At 51.6% G+C, this 14,099-nt stretch carries 16 protein-coding genes, 1 tRNA gene and 2 pseudogenes; 16 read left to right on the top strand and 3 right to left on the bottom strand.

The window, feature by feature from the left end:
- Nucleotides 1-12: 12 nt before the first annotated feature.
- The 7 genes and pseudogenes from mnmG to SD70_RS19025 all read left to right on the top strand — a co-directional run bounded on the left by mnmG (nt 13) and on the right by SD70_RS19025 (nt 8,118).
- Nucleotides 13-1,915, top strand: a pseudogene (gene mnmG / locus SD70_RS19055) (tRNA uridine-5-carboxymethylaminomethyl(34) synthesis enzyme MnmG).
- A 5-nt stretch (nt 1,916-1,920) separates the two neighbouring features.
- Nucleotides 1,921-2,649, top strand: coding sequence for a 16S rRNA (guanine(527)-N(7))-methyltransferase RsmG (gene rsmG, locus SD70_RS19050; protein WP_197081082.1), 729 nt, complete (start codon nt 1,921-1,923; stop codon nt 2,647-2,649).
- A 612-nt stretch (nt 2,650-3,261) separates the two neighbouring features.
- A complete protein-coding gene (gene noc / locus SD70_RS19045) occupies nt 3,262-4,092 on the top strand; it encodes a nucleoid occlusion protein (protein ID WP_041049101.1) in 831 nt (276 codons plus the stop codon).
- 193 nt (nt 4,093-4,285) lie between these two features.
- Entirely contained in the window at nt 4,286-5,044 is a 759-nt protein-coding gene (locus SD70_RS19040; RefSeq protein WP_041049100.1) for a ParA family protein, read from the top strand.
- Entirely contained in the window at nt 5,041-5,901 is an 861-nt protein-coding gene (locus tag SD70_RS19035) for a ParB/RepB/Spo0J family partition protein (RefSeq protein WP_041049099.1), read from the top strand. The genes SD70_RS19040 and SD70_RS19035 overlap by 4 nt, the downstream gene beginning before the upstream one ends.
- A gap of 295 nt (nt 5,902-6,196) precedes the next feature.
- The gene (locus SD70_RS19030) at nt 6,197-7,354 is read left to right on the top strand and encodes an aminotransferase class V-fold PLP-dependent enzyme (RefSeq protein ID WP_041049098.1); all 1,158 of its coding nucleotides are present in this window, start codon (nt 6,197-6,199) and stop codon (nt 7,352-7,354) included.
- A gap of 278 nt (nt 7,355-7,632) precedes the next feature.
- On the top strand, nt 7,633-8,118 hold the full coding sequence (locus tag SD70_RS19025; protein WP_041049097.1) for a DUF4446 family protein: 486 nt from the start codon (nt 7,633-7,635) through the stop codon (nt 8,116-8,118).
- Here SD70_RS19025 and yyaC read toward each other — a convergent pair.
- A complete protein-coding gene (gene yyaC / locus SD70_RS19020) occupies nt 8,099-8,716 on the bottom strand; it encodes a spore protease YyaC (RefSeq protein ID WP_041049096.1) in 618 nt (205 codons plus the stop codon). The genes SD70_RS19025 and yyaC overlap by 20 nt on opposite strands.
- Nucleotides 8,717-8,842: 126 nt before the next feature.
- On the opposite strand from yyaC, the gene SD70_RS19015 reads away from it, so the two are divergent.
- The 3 genes from SD70_RS19015 to SD70_RS19005 all read left to right on the top strand — a co-directional run bounded on the left by SD70_RS19015 (nt 8,843) and on the right by SD70_RS19005 (nt 10,363).
- The gene (locus tag SD70_RS19015) at nt 8,843-9,097 is read left to right on the top strand and encodes a DUF3343 domain-containing protein (RefSeq protein WP_041049095.1); all 255 of its coding nucleotides are present in this window, start codon (nt 8,843-8,845) and stop codon (nt 9,095-9,097) included.
- Between the two features lie 13 nt (nt 9,098-9,110).
- Nucleotides 9,111-10,214 carry a DUF951 family protein gene (locus tag SD70_RS19010; RefSeq protein WP_082053489.1) on the top strand — a complete coding sequence of 368 codons (1,104 nt, stop codon included), beginning with the start codon at nt 9,111-9,113 and terminating at the stop codon, nt 10,212-10,214.
- Between the two features lie 57 nt (nt 10,215-10,271).
- Nucleotides 10,272-10,363, top strand: a tRNA-Ser gene (locus SD70_RS19005).
- 159 nt (nt 10,364-10,522) lie between these two features.
- Here the strand turns inward: SD70_RS19005 and SD70_RS19000 are convergent.
- On the bottom strand, nt 10,523-10,783 hold the full coding sequence (locus SD70_RS19000) for a hypothetical protein (RefSeq protein ID WP_041049094.1): 261 nt from the start codon (nt 10,781-10,783) through the stop codon (nt 10,523-10,525).
- A gap of 44 nt (nt 10,784-10,827) precedes the next feature.
- The gene (locus SD70_RS18995) at nt 10,828-11,010 is read right to left on the bottom strand and encodes a YjzC family protein (protein ID WP_041049093.1); all 183 of its coding nucleotides are present in this window, start codon (nt 11,008-11,010) and stop codon (nt 10,828-10,830) included.
- A 226-nt stretch (nt 11,011-11,236) separates the two neighbouring features.
- On the opposite strand from SD70_RS18995, the gene rpsF reads away from it, so the two are divergent.
- The 6 genes and pseudogenes from rpsF to SD70_RS18965 all read left to right on the top strand — a co-directional run bounded on the left by rpsF (nt 11,237) and on the right by SD70_RS18965 (nt 14,085).
- Nucleotides 11,237-11,524, top strand: a complete 288-nt coding sequence (rpsF, locus tag SD70_RS18990) for a 30S ribosomal protein S6 (protein WP_041049092.1) — start codon at nt 11,237-11,239, stop codon at nt 11,522-11,524.
- Nucleotides 11,525-11,574: 50 nt separating this feature from the next.
- Nucleotides 11,575-12,053, top strand: a pseudogene (ssb, locus tag SD70_RS18985) (single-stranded DNA-binding protein).
- A 20-nt stretch (nt 12,054-12,073) separates the two neighbouring features.
- Nucleotides 12,074-12,352 (top strand): 30S ribosomal protein S18, encoded by a 279-nt coding sequence (gene rpsR, locus SD70_RS18980; protein ID WP_041049091.1) that lies wholly within the window; start codon nt 12,074-12,076, stop codon nt 12,350-12,352.
- A 72-nt stretch (nt 12,353-12,424) separates the two neighbouring features.
- Nucleotides 12,425-12,766: a cupin domain-containing protein gene (locus tag SD70_RS18975; protein ID WP_041049090.1), complete on the top strand. Its 342-nt coding sequence runs from the start codon at nt 12,425-12,427 to the stop codon at nt 12,764-12,766.
- A gap of 90 nt (nt 12,767-12,856) precedes the next feature.
- Nucleotides 12,857-13,159 carry a MazG-like family protein gene (locus SD70_RS18970; RefSeq protein ID WP_197081081.1) on the top strand — a complete coding sequence of 101 codons (303 nt, stop codon included), beginning with the start codon at nt 12,857-12,859 and terminating at the stop codon, nt 13,157-13,159.
- A 5-nt stretch (nt 13,160-13,164) separates the two neighbouring features.
- Nucleotides 13,165-14,085: a DUF2232 domain-containing protein gene (locus SD70_RS18965; protein ID WP_041049088.1), complete on the top strand. Its 921-nt coding sequence runs from the start codon at nt 13,165-13,167 to the stop codon at nt 14,083-14,085.
- Nucleotides 14,086-14,099 lie beyond the last annotated feature (14 nt).

Here is a 14,099-nt window from a genome sequence, read left to right as displayed (position 1 = left end):
GGAGGGATCAACATGACAACGGGATACGAAGCCGGCCAATATGAAGTGATTGTAATCGGGGCGGGCCATGCCGGCTGCGAAGCAGCCCTCGCTGCGGCGCGGATGGGGTGCCGCACGCTGCTGCTAACGATCAATCTCGATATGGTGGCGTTCATGCCTTGCAATCCGTCGATCGGGGGGCCGGCCAAAGGGCACGTCGTGCGCGAGATCGATGCGCTTGGCGGCGAGATGGGGCGCAATATCGACAAAACGTTCATTCAGATGCGGATGCTGAATACCGGCAAAGGCCCTGCGGTGCATGCGCTGCGTGCCCAGGCGGATAAGTTTTTGTACCAGCACACGATGAAAGAGACGATCGAACGGACGCCTAACCTGACGTTAAGGCAGGGTATGGTTGAAGATTTGATTGTCGAGGAGAACGTGGTGAAAGGGGTCGTAACGAAGACAGGAGCGCAATATTATGCGCACTCTGTCGTGCTAACGACCGGTACGTACTTGCGCGGCAAAATCATTATGGGCGAACTGATGTACGAAAGCGGGCCTAACAATCAGCAGCCGTCGGTGAAGCTGTCGGAAGCGCTGCGCCGTCTTGGCTTCGAACTCGTCCGCTTCAAAACCGGTACGCCGCCGCGGGTTCATAAAGAGACGATCGACTTCAGCAAGACGGAAATTCAGCCCGGGGATGCGGAGCCAAAATATTTTTCCTACGAGACGGAGAGCTCTCCCCGCGCTGGGGAGCAGCTTCCGTGCTGGTTGACCTATACGTCTGAAGAAACGCATCAGATCATTAACGATAATTTGCATAGGGCACCGATGTTCTCGGGTGTTATTGAAGGCACTGGTCCGCGCTACTGCCCGTCTATCGAGGATAAAATCGTTCGCTTCAGCGATAAGCCGAAGCATCAGATTTTTTTGGAGCCGGAAGGAAGATATACGTCGGAATACTACGTGCAAGGTTTGTCGACGAGCATGCCGGAGGATGTGCAGCTGAACATTTTGCGGTCTATTCCGGGTCTCGAGCGGGTAGAAATGATGCGGACCGGCTATGCGATCGAGTATGACGCCGTTGTGCCCACGCAGCTGAAGCCGTCGCTCGAAACGAAGCTGGTGTCCGGTTTGTTCACGGCAGGGCAAATTAACGGCACGTCCGGATACGAGGAAGCGGCCGGCCAAGGCATTATGGCTGGAATTAACGCGGCGCGGCATGTGCAAGGGAAAGAGCCGGTCATCCTCGACAGGTCGGAAGCGTATATCGGCGTTCTGATCGACGACTTAGTGACGAAGGGCACGAACGAGCCTTACCGATTGCTCACGTCCCGTGCCGAATACCGGCTGCTGCTGCGCCATGACAACGCCGATCTTCGCCTTACTCCGACAGGATACGACATCGGTCTCATAACCGAGGAGCGTTATCGGCAATTTTGCAAAAAAGGAGCTCGTCGCGCAAGAGTTGCAGCGCCTGAAAACGACAAAGGTACGGCCGGAGGAGCACGTTCAGGCTATGCTTGCCGAAGCGGGTACCGTCTTGCTGAACAACGCGGTTGACCTTATTACGCTATTGCGCCGCCCGGAAATCACGTATGCGCATATCGAACGGATCTCGCCTTCTCCGCTTGAGCTGACCGACGAGATAAAGGAACAGGTCGAGATTCAGATTAAATACGAAGGTTATATCGAAAAACAGCTCGCGCAAGTAGAACGGCTGCGGAAGATGGAGAAGAAGAAAATTCCGGACGATATCCGCTACGAAGAAGTGCACGGCCTTGCTTCCGAAGCGAAACAAAAGCTGGCGAAAATTCGTCCGGTTTCGATCGGGCAGGCTTCCCGCATTTCCGGCGTCACGCCTGCCGACATTTCGATTCTTCTCGTTTATTTGGAGCATTACAATCAAGTGTTGGCGGCGAGAGGCTCCTGATGATGCTGGATACGATTCAAACCCAGTTTCAGGAGTTGCTGGCATCAAACGGTTTGCAATTAAACGAACGGCAACTGGAGCAATTTGACGCATACTTTCGCATTCTTGTCGAGTGGAACGTAAAAATGAATTTAACCGGGATTACCGAGCGCGATCAAGTGTATATCAAACACTTTTACGATTCGTTGACGCTTGCTTTCTTTATGCCGATGGAAGCAGTGCGGGCGATGGCCGATATCGGATCGGGCGCCGGTTTTCCGGGAATTCCTTTAAAAATTGTTTTTCCCCATTTGCAACTGACGATTGTCGACTCTTTGCAGAAACGAATTCATTTTCTTGAACATTTGACCAGTGAACTCAGTCTGAGCGATGTATCGTGCGTGCATGGGCGGGCTGAGGATGTTGCGCGATCCGCTCAGCATCGGGATCGTTACGATCTGGTGACCGCTCGGGCGGTTGCCCGTCTTGCGGTGCTGAATGAGCTATGTCTTCCTTTCGTCTGCCAGAACGGCATGTTTGTGGCAATGAAAGGCTCCGGCGGGGAGGAAGAGCTGGCTGAAGCCGATTTAAGTTTGCAGCAATTACATGGAAAGCTGGAACGGAAGGAACGGTTGTCGCTGCCTGTTGAAGACGCCGGGAGAACGTTGTTTTTCATTCGAAAAACTGCTTCTACTCCGGCGAAGTATCCACGCAAAGCCGGAATGCCGGCAAAAGAACCTTTAGTCCGCAAGTAAATTGTTCCACGTGAAACATTCTCCATATCACGCAAGCGGATTGTCAGTTGCTGCCGATGGTTAGCGTTGGAAATTGTTAGTCCGACATATGTTGGCAGCTGGCGATGCATGAACTTTCTATGTACAGGCACGCTGGATAGAAGGAAATCGGCGTTATATGGAGAATACATATAGTAGGGATATCGAAGACGAGCGACCGCGTATTTGCAGAAGTTTTGCATCCCGAATCGGATTCAACTTTTTTTGTAACAACAACACAAGGATCTATGACTTACGCACGTCCTTCGGGGCGTGCGCGTTTACCGTAATGGAATCGGACCTACCACGTACGGCATAGTAGCTATTCGTGCTGAAGTGAGAAATCTTCATTTCCGAAGTTGGACGATTCCCGACTTTTGCGCATCAGGGCTTACTTAGGAAGTCGGGAAGTTCATGTCGCCGTTCGTAACGATGTTCATTGCAGAATTGCTGCCTCAATGAGCCTTAACTGCTTTTGATCGGTGATAAAGTGCCCGAAAACACGTTATCGGTCAACGTTTCGGGGAACAAGTCACACGCATATCTGTCTTCAAAAGAAATATAAGATAGAAGAATTGGGTGGTAATCGTTCCTATGAAAGAGCAGTTGTCTAAATTCTTCGGCTTCACTGAACCGCAACGGAATGCGACGGATGAAGTGAAAAATTTGCCGGTTAACGAAGTGATACCTAGCCCATATCAGCCAAGAACGGTGTTTGATGACGACCGGATCGAGGAGTTAATGCAGACGATCCGGACTCATGGCATCATTCAACCTATCGTCGTTCGCATTCGGAACAATAAGTTCGAATTGATTGCCGGCGAGCGGAGGCTGCGGGCTGTCCGCAAGCTGGGATTGGAGACAATTCCGGCTATTATCCGTGAATTTAACGATTCGCAAGCGGCATCGATTGCCCTGATAGAAAATTTGCAGCGAGAAGGGCTAACCGCAATCGAAGAAGCCGCGGCGTATCAGCAGCTGATCGAAATGCACGATCTTACGCAAGAAAGTTTGGCACAGCGGCTTGGCAAGAGCCAGTCGACGATTGCGAACAAAATACGTCTGCTGCATTTGAGCGAGCCGGTCAAGACCGCATTGCTCGAACGGAAAATTACAGAGCGCCACGCTCGAGCGCTGCTTTCATTAGACCAAGAGGATTTGCAAACAAAAGTGCTTGAGGAGATCATCAGCAAAGAGTTGAACGTGAAGCAGACGGAGGCTCGCGTGCAATTTTTAAAAGAGTCGACAAAGCTTAAAAAAGCGAAGCGGGTATCGTTCGCCAAAGACGTCCGACTGGCGCTGAATACGATTCGCCAATCCGTCGAAATGGTAGCCAGCTCAGGGCTGCATGTAGATACGCTTGAGCAAGACTACGAAGATCATTATGAAATCGTCATTCGGATTCCAAAACACAAATCGCAATAATATATCATGCCGGTATACATAAAGCTGCGAAATTCCCCGGCCGTGATTCGGACAATCCGTGATTGCTACCGAATACGCGCCGGGGTTATTTTCTCTCAAGTTGTAGAGGTAAGACGACCCGATTTATGGTATGATGATCATACGAATACTGAGTTCATAGTTTGTTAGTTTTTTAGTTAGAGGTGAAACGGTTTTGTCCAAAATTATCGCCATAACGAACCAAAAGGGCGGGGTCGGAAAGACAACGACTTCCGTCAATTTGGGCGCCTCATTAGCTTCTTTGGGCAAGAAAGTTCTACTTGTCGATATTGATCCGCAAGGAAATACGACGAGTGGAATAGGCATCAATAAAGCGGATGTTCAATACTGCATCTACGATGTGCTCATAAACGACGTCCATCCGAAAGACGCGACCATGGAAACGATGCTCCCCAACTTGAAAATCATCCCGGCCACGATACAGCTTGCCGGCGCTGAAATCGAGCTGGTTCCCACTATTTCGCGCGAAGTTCGGTTAAAAAAATCGTTGCAGCTCATCAAGCATCTTTACGATTATATTTTGATCGACTGCCCGCCTTCTCTCGGTATTTTGACAGTTAACTCTTTAACCGCCGCAGATTCTGTTATTATTCCCATTCAATGCGAATATTACGCGCTGGAAGGACTCAGCCAGCTGCTTAATACAGTGAGACTGGTGCAGAAGCATTTGAACACTTCACTTCAAATTGAAGGCGTGCTGCTGACGATGTTTGATGCGAGAACGAATCTCGGCATTCAAGTCATCGAGGAAGTGAAGAAATATTTTCAGCAAAAAGTGTATCAAACTATCATTCCGCGCAACGTTCGGCTCAGCGAAGCTCCGAGCCACGGGCAATCTATCATTACGTATGATCCTCGTTCCAAAGGTGCAGAAGTATATCTTGAGCTTGCGAAGGAAGTGATCTCTGTATGACAAAACGGCTTGGACGCGGACTCGACGCACTCATTCCTTCATTAACGGTAAGCGAAGAAGATAAAGTTGTAGAGTTGCCGTTGTCGCAGCTTAGGCCGAATCCTTATCAGCCGCGCAAACAATTTAATGACGATAGTATTCAGGAACTGGCAACGTCCATTAAAGAATACGGTGTCGTGCAGCCAATCATTGTACGAGCTGTACTAAAAGGGTACGAAATTATTGCCGGGGAAAGACGCTTCCGTGCCTCGCAAGTATGCGGGCTGACAACGATTCCGGCCGTTGTGCGCAAATTTACCGATCAACAGGTAATGGAAATTGCCTTGATCGAAAATTTGCAACGGGAAGATTTGAATGCGATGGAAATTGCTGTCGCCTACCAATCGATCATGGATCAGTTCTCGCTGACGCAAGAAGAACTGTCGGCCAAAGTGGGCAAAAGCCGCTCGCACATAGCCAATTTTCTTCGATTGCTGCAGCTGCCTGAGCAAATCAAACAATATGTTTCACGTGGAACATTATCGATGGGGCATGCGAGAGCAATTGCCGGTGTGAAAAACGATAAGACGAAGAAAGAGCTTGCCGAGCAATGCATCCAACAGCAATGGAGTGTAAGGCAGCTTGAGGACGCAGTGAAGCGTTTGGAGGAAGGAGCGGAGAAGCAAAAGGAAAAACCGGCGACGGCACCCAAACGCGATCCGTTCATTCATCAGGCAGAAGATCAGCTTCGCGACCTGTTCCGCACAACAGTAAAAATCAAGCATCAAAACAATAAAGGGAAAATCGAGTTCGCCTATTACTCACAGGATGATTTGAATCGATTGCTCGAAATGCTGCAAGGAAAACTATCTTCTTAGCCAAGGGGAAACGGCTTGCATGTTCATCGCTCACCAGGACCGGGGCTTGCAATGATAGCGGAATCAGCCTAGCATAGTAGGCACAGCGTATACAAAGCTGCGGAAGGAATAAGAGCTTACCCACGCCGCGATAGAAATTTCGTGTGAACGATCATTATTTGATGGCGAGCCTCAAGCTACAACGGAAAGCTAATGATTGGAATGCATGCCGAAGTTTGAGCCCTATTCAAAGGACGCAAACTAAGGGATGCATTCTTTCTGTGTACGTGACTCCAGTCGGAGAGGGGAGAAGAGCATGAGCGACAGGATGATATATTTGGATCATGCTGCATCGTCCTGGCCGAAACCGCCGGAAGTAGTCAGCGCGGTTGTCGATGCGATCGAACATCACGGAGCGAACCCGGGGCGAGGCTCTCATCGGATGGCGATCGAAGCGAGCCGGATTGTTTTTGAAGCGAGGGTGGAATTGGCGGCTTTGCTTGGTATCGGGAACCCGATGAACATCAGCTTTAGCATGAATACTTCGGAAGCGTTAAATTTGGCGATCAAGGGCTTCCTTAAGCAAAACGATCACGTCATCTGTACGTCAGTCGAACATAATTCGGTGCGAAGACCTCTGGAATATGTGAAGAGAACAAAAAACGTATCGATCACGTATGTGGAGACGGACGTGGCAGGTCGATTGAATCTGGCTGCGGTTCAGAACGCATTTCAGCCGAATACGAAGCTGCTCGTATGTACGCATAGCTCGAATTTGCTCGGTTCGATCAACCCGCTGGATGCATTGGCGGAACTATGCAAACAAAGAGGCGTGAAACTGCTCGTCGATGCAGCGCAAACCGCCGGTACATATCCTCTTGATGCAGAAAAATTGGGGATCGATATGCTAGCTTTTCCAGGTCATAAAGGATTGCTCGGTCCCCAAGGCACGGGCGGGCTCTATGTGCATCCTGAAATTGAGCTGGAGCCGCTGATACATGGCGGAACGGGAAGCCAATCGGAGACGGTGGAGCAGCCGACAGTGAGACCAGACAGGTATGAAGCCGGGACGCAAAACGTACCGGGCATAGTCGGACTGAGAGCGGGCGCCCGTTACGTAAAGCAGGTTGGATCAGCTGCTATCCATCGCCACGAATGGGAGTTGACGCAGAGGCTGATGGAAGGATTGTTGGGAATCGAAGGAGCGACCGTGCTCGGACCGGAAATCGGGCACAATAGAACTGGGATAGTTTCCTTTCTGCTGCAAGGAAGAGAAAGCGCCGAAGTCGCACACATCCTTGACAGGCAGTTTCATATCGCCGTACGAGCAGGCCACCATTGCGCGCCGCTGGCCCATCAGTCTGCGGGTACGCTAAATAGCGGTGCAGTAAGGGCAAGCGTCGGCTATTCATCAACGCCAGAAGAGATCGATGCTCTTTTAGAAGCAGTCCGTTTTATAAGAAAGGCTCCCTGAGCTGGACCGAGTCAACGATGAATGACCCTGCCTAAGAGGCAGGATATACTCCGAATAAGGAAAGAACTCGTAGAAGCGTATAACTTTCAGGCTGCCCAAAAAAGGCGGAGCGGAGGATGAAGTTGTAGGTGGGAGAACGTAACGTCAACACGAATGTAGGCGAAGCCGGAGACCCGCATATCCAATCTACAGCGCAGCCGTACTTTCTCGGGAAGCCTGGTAATTTTCCGATTCAGTAAACAGACAAATAAATTGACTTGTAACATGGGGGATAGGGAATGGACGAGTTGACTACGACATACTCGGGTTTGGTTGCGTTGCTGGCTTTGGGGGTCGCGGCGATTAGCCTGATCATCAATTTGATTTTGTGCATATCGTTAGTGAGAGCGGTGAAGAGGCAGCGTCGTTTGACGAACGGCAACAATGAAGCGAACGTCGAACAACTGCTGATCGACATTAGAGACAGGTACGATTCGATAAAAGGGGAGCAAGGACAGCAAGCAGATCTCTTGAAATCTATACAGGCCAAGCTCAAAACGATGAAGTCCAAAATAGGAATTCATCGCTATAACGCATTTGCCGCGGACGGCAACGATTTGAGCTTCACCATCGCAATGGTCGACGAAGAGGCAAACGGTGTACTGCTAACCGGCATTCATAGCCGGGACCAGACGTACGTCTATGCAAAACCGGTGGCAAAAGGCCAGTCTTCCTATAACTTGTCGCCGGAAGAAAAAGAAACGCTTACTCAGACTTTGCGATAGTCGTCGCGGCAAACCGCTGCGATTGCAGCAGGCTGATGAACAGCGAGCGGGAGATCATTTCGGCCATGTTCATGACCAGACTCAACCGGGTGTTTTGCAGGACGAAATATTCCATGAAACCTCCGACGTTGACGATTCCGGTAACGTGCATGTCGCCGATAGAAGGCAAGTCTTTGTTTACGCCGGCCCCCGGCTTCAAGGGCCCGCTGGCAACCTGAATGCAGCCGATGCTGGACAGCTGCCCCAAGCATGCGTCAATGGCGATAATGAACGGATGCTGGAACTGAGTCTCGATTTCGTTCACCGTCTCCGTTAAATTCATGGCGTGAACGGGATTGTCCAACGTCCCATACAAGTGATAACCGGACAAATGATATCGTCTTAAATGAGTTCCGACCAGCGGGCCGAGCGCGTCGCCGGTGGAACGGTCGGTCCCGATGCAGACGATTACAAGAGGCCTTTCCGGTTCAAGCGTAGCGTAGATTCCCGATAAATGGCGCGCTAACGTTTCAACGGCACCTGGCTCGGTGTGGGGGATTTTGAGCGGACCTACGGGATCTTTCTCATGGCGAAAATCGAAGCCGAATGGTAATTTCATGGACAGCCTCCTGCCTCCTGACAGCGAATCCGAACTGTTGAAATGAATTGTTATCTAGTATATGGAAATGAGAAGCCTTTTATACATAATAAGATGATAGAAAAGAGGGAGGGTGTCCGGAGAGAGATGAACGACGATTGGCTGCTTATCGCTTTCGATTCGACGCAGCAGGCGTTGCGTGCGGAAATGCTGCTCGAATATGCGGATATTGAGATCGATACTTGCCCGACGCCCAAATCGATTACAGCCGGCTGCGCGCTATCGATACAATTCGACCGGGAGCGGCTGAAGGACGTGAAACAAATCATTGCCAGCGAACGCGTCGAAATCAAGGGCATTTATTTCAAAACCGAGGACGGATATGCTACGATAGACGAATAGGGAGGAATGGGCCATGCTGGCGGATAAGATTGCGGATATGAAAAAATATTTGCTGGACGTGGAAAAGCTGACTCACTATTTGTGGGTTATCATTCAAATTATTCTGATATATGCCGCTTCTCGGATTGTTATAAAGATAGCCGATAAAATGATTCAGCACATTATGACCGCACGTGACCGTTCTCCTCTTAAATTCGATGCGAGGCGGACCAAAACGCTCGACAAGCTCATTCACAACCTGGTCACTTATACCGTCAATTTTATTACGATACTGCTCATTCTCGATCAGTTCGGAGTCAAAACGGGGCCGCTGCTGGCAGGCGCCGGCGTGCTCGGTCTGGCCATCGGCTTCGGGGCGCAAAGCTTGGTGAAGGACGTGATCACCGGCTTCTTCATCATTTTCGAGGATCAATTCGCAGTAGGAGATGTCGTACAGATCGATCAGTATAAAGGGACGGTAGAGGAGATCGGCATACGCATTACGCGAATCAAGAGCTGGACCGGCGAAGTGTACATCATTCCGAACGGCAACATCAAGCAGGTGACGAACTTTTCCATACACAATTCGCTTGCAGTCATTGACGTCAGCATCGCCTATGAAGCTGATATCGATAGGGCCACGCAAATATTGAACGAAACCCTGCAAAGATACTACGAGAAAAGCGTTAAGCTGACCAAAAAGCCAGAGCTGCTCGGCGTCCAGTCGCTTGGGGCTTCCGAGGTAAAGCTGCGCATAACGGCCGAATGCCGGCCTACGCTGCAGGGGGATGTGGCCCGGGAGCTGCAAGCCGATATCAAAAAAGCGCTGGATGCCAACGAAATCGAAATCCCATATCCGAAAACGGGTGACGTTCTTGAAAACGCAAAAGGAGGGCTGCCGAGCATGGAACGTAAACAATATCAACTCGGTGACATCGTGCAGATGAAAAAGCCCCATCCGTGCGGGACGAACGAAATGGAAATTATTAGGATGGGAATGGATATTCGCATCAAGTGCGTCGGCTGCAAGCACAGCGTGCTCGTCCCGCGGCCCAAGTTCGAGAGCAAGCTGAAAAAGGTGCTGAGATCAGCACCGCAAACAGAAGGTTCGGAAGACAAAAAGGAAAGTGATGGCTAGTACTTGCGAACCTATTAACCATGTGGTACAATAACATTCGTTCTCACTTCTCAGGTTGGAAAGGTACCCAAGTGGCCCAAGGGGGCTGACTCGAAATCAGCTAGGCGGGTAACTCCCGTGCGTGGGTTCGAATCCCACCCTTTCCGCCATACATATGGACACAAGACGACTCCTGGACAGGGGTCGTTTTTTCACGCCTGCTTCGGAAAATATAAGCTGCGCCTATACTTGGGCAGATGCTGTTACGGTAAACGCGCTCGTCCTATTAGAGACGGCGTAAGCCGCTGATCCTTGGCTGCTGCCGTCAATTACGCAGCTCCGCGGCGTTCGCGGGAACGCGCGATGAAGTAATCGATGACGTAGCCGATGAACGCATAAGACAGGATCGTCAAAATGTACACGACCATAATATTGACGCGCGTAATGTCGCTGAATGCGGGGGCGAACCAGGCTGGAACGCTTAGCGCATAGAACAAAATATAGATTGGATCGTACTCGTGTCCAATATAGTGGACGAGGCAGAGCAAGGCACTAAAGATCGTCAGCGCCAACGTATATGGTTTTCTCATCGTAAGCTCTCCTATCGGGTATGCCGGCCTTAGCGGCTATAGCATCAATTGAGGACGCGGACCCACTTCCGGTTATGATTGCTCGTCTCCGGAAATTCGTCGCCCTTCTTCAGTTCGACGGACTTCGGATTGTTGACGCCCGTGTGAAAAGCGTTCTCGCCGACTTCCACGTAAATGCCGTCGTTCGGCGCTTTTTGCCCCGGATTGAACTGCGTTTGTTCTCCCATCGATGTCACCTCCTGTAACGATACCGTTAGAATTTCCGTTCGAGGCGGAATCCATGAGAGGGCGGCAATGCCATCTTTGTCCAGATGCCCGAGGCGATGCGGCGGCCATGTACGGGTTGTGTTTTGACAGCGTATTTGGTATAGTATTTGGGTGCGAGTTTATTCAGTATCTCGCTCCTTGCTCTCTTAAGAGGGCCGCATAGTCCATAAGGAGGTGACCTAAATCATGCGCAAATACGAAGTGATGTACATCATTCGTACGGACATCGAACAAGAACAAGTCCAAGCTACTGTAGACAAGCTTCAAGGCATTATCACAGCCGGCGGCGGGGAAATTACGAAGCAGGACCTCATGGGCAAGCGCCGTCTCGCGTATGAGATCAACAAGTTCCGTGACGGGTACTACGTGCTCGTTAATTTCACGGCGACTCCGGAAGTCGTGAAGGAACTCGATCGGGTAATGAAGATTTCGGACGAAGTCATTCGTTACCTCATTACGAACGACGTAGCGTAAAGCCGCAGCAGGCAACTGCCCGTAAGCAACCGTCCAGGGAGGATTCGCCCATGCTCAACCGTGTCATTCTGATCGGGAGACTGACCCGAGACCCCGAATTGCGATATACCCCTGCAGGCGTCGCCGTAACCCAATTCACGCTGGCGGTGGATCGGCCGTTCACCAACTCGCAAACGCGCGAGCGGGAAGCCGATTTCATCCCGATCGTGACGTGGCGACAGCTGGCCGAGACGTGCGCGAACTATTTGCGCAAAGGACTCTCGCCGCGGTGGAAGGCCGCATGCAGGTGCGCAGCTACGACAACAACGAAGGCCGGAAAGTGTATGTAACCGAAGTGGTGGCGGACAACGTACGGTTCCTGGAGTCGGCTAACAGCGCGAATCGCGAGGAAGGCGCAGGCGGAGGCTACTCGGCCGGCGGCGGTTCCGCTGGCGGCAGCCGCAGCGGCGGAGGACAGCGCGACATGCAGGATCCTTTCCAGGATGACGGGAAACCGATCGACATCTCGGATGATGATTTGCCATTTTAAAGTAGAAAGGACTGAAACGAATGAGCTTCAAAAGAAACGAAGGCGGCGAAGAGCGCGCCGAGCGTAAATTCTCGCCCCGCAAAGGCAAAGGCAAGCGCCGGAAAGTCTGCTATTTCACTGTGAACAAAATCACTCACATTGATTATAAAGACATCGATACGCTGAAGAAGTTCATCAGCGAGCGCGGCAAAATTCTTCCGCGTCGCGTAACCGGCACTTCCGCCAAGTACCAGCGTGCGCTGACGGTAGCGATCAAGCGTTCCCGCCAAATCGCGCTGCTTCCGTACACAACGGAATAAGGCAACGAAGAGCGACAGCCGACCGATAGGTCGGCTGTTTTTCATATTCCATTCAATGAAGGAGGAATCGCAATGAAAGTGAGCAAAATGAACGAGCCGCACTACGTCTGGGGGGAAAACTGCGACGGCTGGAGGCTTGCGGATGAGCCGGACCGCAGCGTCATTCACGAACGCATGCCGCCCGGGACGAGCGAGACGGAGCATTACCATGTGAGGGCGAAGCAGCTGTTCTTCATGCTGTCCGGCCAGGCGGCTATGTACATAAAAGGGGAGCGCACCCTGCTTAATGCGCATGAAGGGATCGCGATCGAGCCTGGCGTACCGCATCGCATGACGAACGAGTCGGCGGAGCCGACGGAGTTTTTGGTGATCTCGACGCCCACGACTAAGGGAGATCGCATCGAAGTTCGCTAATCGGCCCATTTCTCATCCTCTTAATGCAGGCAGGATTTTTATGTTATAATCGGGGGAAAGAGTAATGAGGAGAGGTCGCCAGTGTCGCATATGGAGAGGGACGTCGATCTCGCACGACGGGCGAAAGTGATCGAATGGCTCAAGACCGAGGTCGTCGATCACGTCGCGCATTTGCTGAAAGGCATCTGGGAAGGCAGCCACGCGAAAATGGTGGATGCGCTCGCCAGCCTCGTGTCGTCGGGCTACATTCTCGGCCGCCGGCTCGGCATTACGTACCGCAGTTTAGACGACGCGATCCTGGAGAAAATGAAGAAGCATCGCATAGACGGGCATCAGCTGGAAGATTGGTACGGCGACATATCGGCCCTGGAAGAACATTTGCGTAAGAGGTGAAACGGTTGGGTAATCGGCGCAGCTGGCCTTATATCGTTTGGAGTATTGTGTACGTCCTGCTATTGTTATCGCTGCTCACTCCCGCGCTGCTCCTGACCATGAGCTTCTTGATGGTGCCGGTGCTTGTGTTGTACGTGAAGCTGGATACGAAAAGATTCGCTTTGTTTTATGTGCTGAGCCTTGCCGCGGTGTACGCTTTGACGGCGTGGACCGGGCCGATGCTCGTCTCGATTTCGCTATTTTTCCTGCCTCCCGTCATCGTGATGGGGAATCTGTACAAGAAGAAGGCACCCGGCAAAACGGCGCTCACGGCCGGGACCGTCACCCTGCTCGCCGAAACGCTGCTGACGCTACTGATCGGCTATGCGCTCGGTTTCGATCCGATTTCGAAGTTTCACTCGTTCATGCTGGAATACGTCAACGCGCTGCCGACGGCCGTCATGGGCATGATGCAGGTCACTCCCGAACAGTACGTCAGCATGCTGATTCAGATCATTCCGCTGGAGCTCATTTTATTCGCCTATTACTATGCGGTTGTCAACCACGCGGTAGCGCGCCGCATTTTGAACCGGATGGGGGAAGCGCTGCCGGGGGTGAAACCGCTTCGCGAGTGGCGGCTTCCGAAGACGTTCGTCTGGCTCTACATCGCGGCGTTTCTGTTCGATCTGGTGCTGCCCGCGAGCGACCGCTCGATGATGTCGACGCTGCTGATGAACTTGCTTCCGCTGCTGCTGCTTGCTTTCACGCTGCAGGCGTTGTCTTTTTTATTTTTTATCGCGCACGAGCAGCATCGCACCAAAGCGCTGCCGATCGTGGCGATCGTCATTCTCGTGCTGATGTTTCCGCTGCTTATATTTATCTACAGCTTGCTAGGCGTGCTCGATGCGGCTATGCCGATTCGGGAGCGTTTTCGGAAAAATGGGTAGAGAGAAGGGCAAGA

The organism is Gordoniibacillus kamchatkensis (assembly GCF_000829455.1).
GTDB classification, from domain to species: domain Bacteria; phylum Bacillota; class Bacilli; order Paenibacillales; family NBRC-103111; genus Gordoniibacillus; species Gordoniibacillus kamchatkensis.
This window is presented reverse-complemented; position numbering and strand designations above follow the sequence as displayed.

Coding starts and splice junctions, on each gene's coding strand:
- rpsR (WP_041049091.1), top strand. CDS start 12,074: ATGAGCTTCAAAAGAAACGAAGGCGGCGAAGAGCGCGCCGAGCGTAAA.
- SD70_RS19010 (WP_082053489.1), top strand. CDS start 9,111: ATGCTGGCGGATAAGATTGCGGATATGAAAAAATATTTGCTGGACGTG.
- rpsF (WP_041049092.1), top strand. CDS start 11,237: ATGCGCAAATACGAAGTGATGTACATCATTCGTACGGACATCGAACAA.
- SD70_RS19030 (WP_041049098.1), top strand. CDS start 6,197: ATGAGCGACAGGATGATATATTTGGATCATGCTGCATCGTCCTGGCCG.
- noc (WP_041049101.1), top strand. CDS start 3,262: ATGAAAGAGCAGTTGTCTAAATTCTTCGGCTTCACTGAACCGCAACGG.
- SD70_RS18975 (WP_041049090.1), top strand. CDS start 12,425: ATGAAAGTGAGCAAAATGAACGAGCCGCACTACGTCTGGGGGGAAAAC.
- SD70_RS19015 (WP_041049095.1), top strand. CDS start 8,843: ATGAACGACGATTGGCTGCTTATCGCTTTCGATTCGACGCAGCAGGCG.
- SD70_RS19025 (WP_041049097.1), top strand. CDS start 7,633: ATGGACGAGTTGACTACGACATACTCGGGTTTGGTTGCGTTGCTGGCT.
- SD70_RS19000 (WP_041049094.1), bottom strand. CDS start 10,783: ATGAGAAAACCATATACGTTGGCGCTGACGATCTTTAGTGCCTTGCTC.
- SD70_RS19035 (WP_041049099.1), top strand. CDS start 5,041: ATGACAAAACGGCTTGGACGCGGACTCGACGCACTCATTCCTTCATTA.
- yyaC (WP_041049096.1), bottom strand. CDS start 8,716: ATGAAATTACCATTCGGCTTCGATTTTCGCCATGAGAAAGATCCCGTA.
- SD70_RS18995 (WP_041049093.1), bottom strand. CDS start 11,010: ATGGGAGAACAAACGCAGTTCAATCCGGGGCAAAAAGCGCCGAACGAC.
- SD70_RS18970 (WP_197081081.1), top strand. CDS start 12,857: ATGGAGAGGGACGTCGATCTCGCACGACGGGCGAAAGTGATCGAATGG.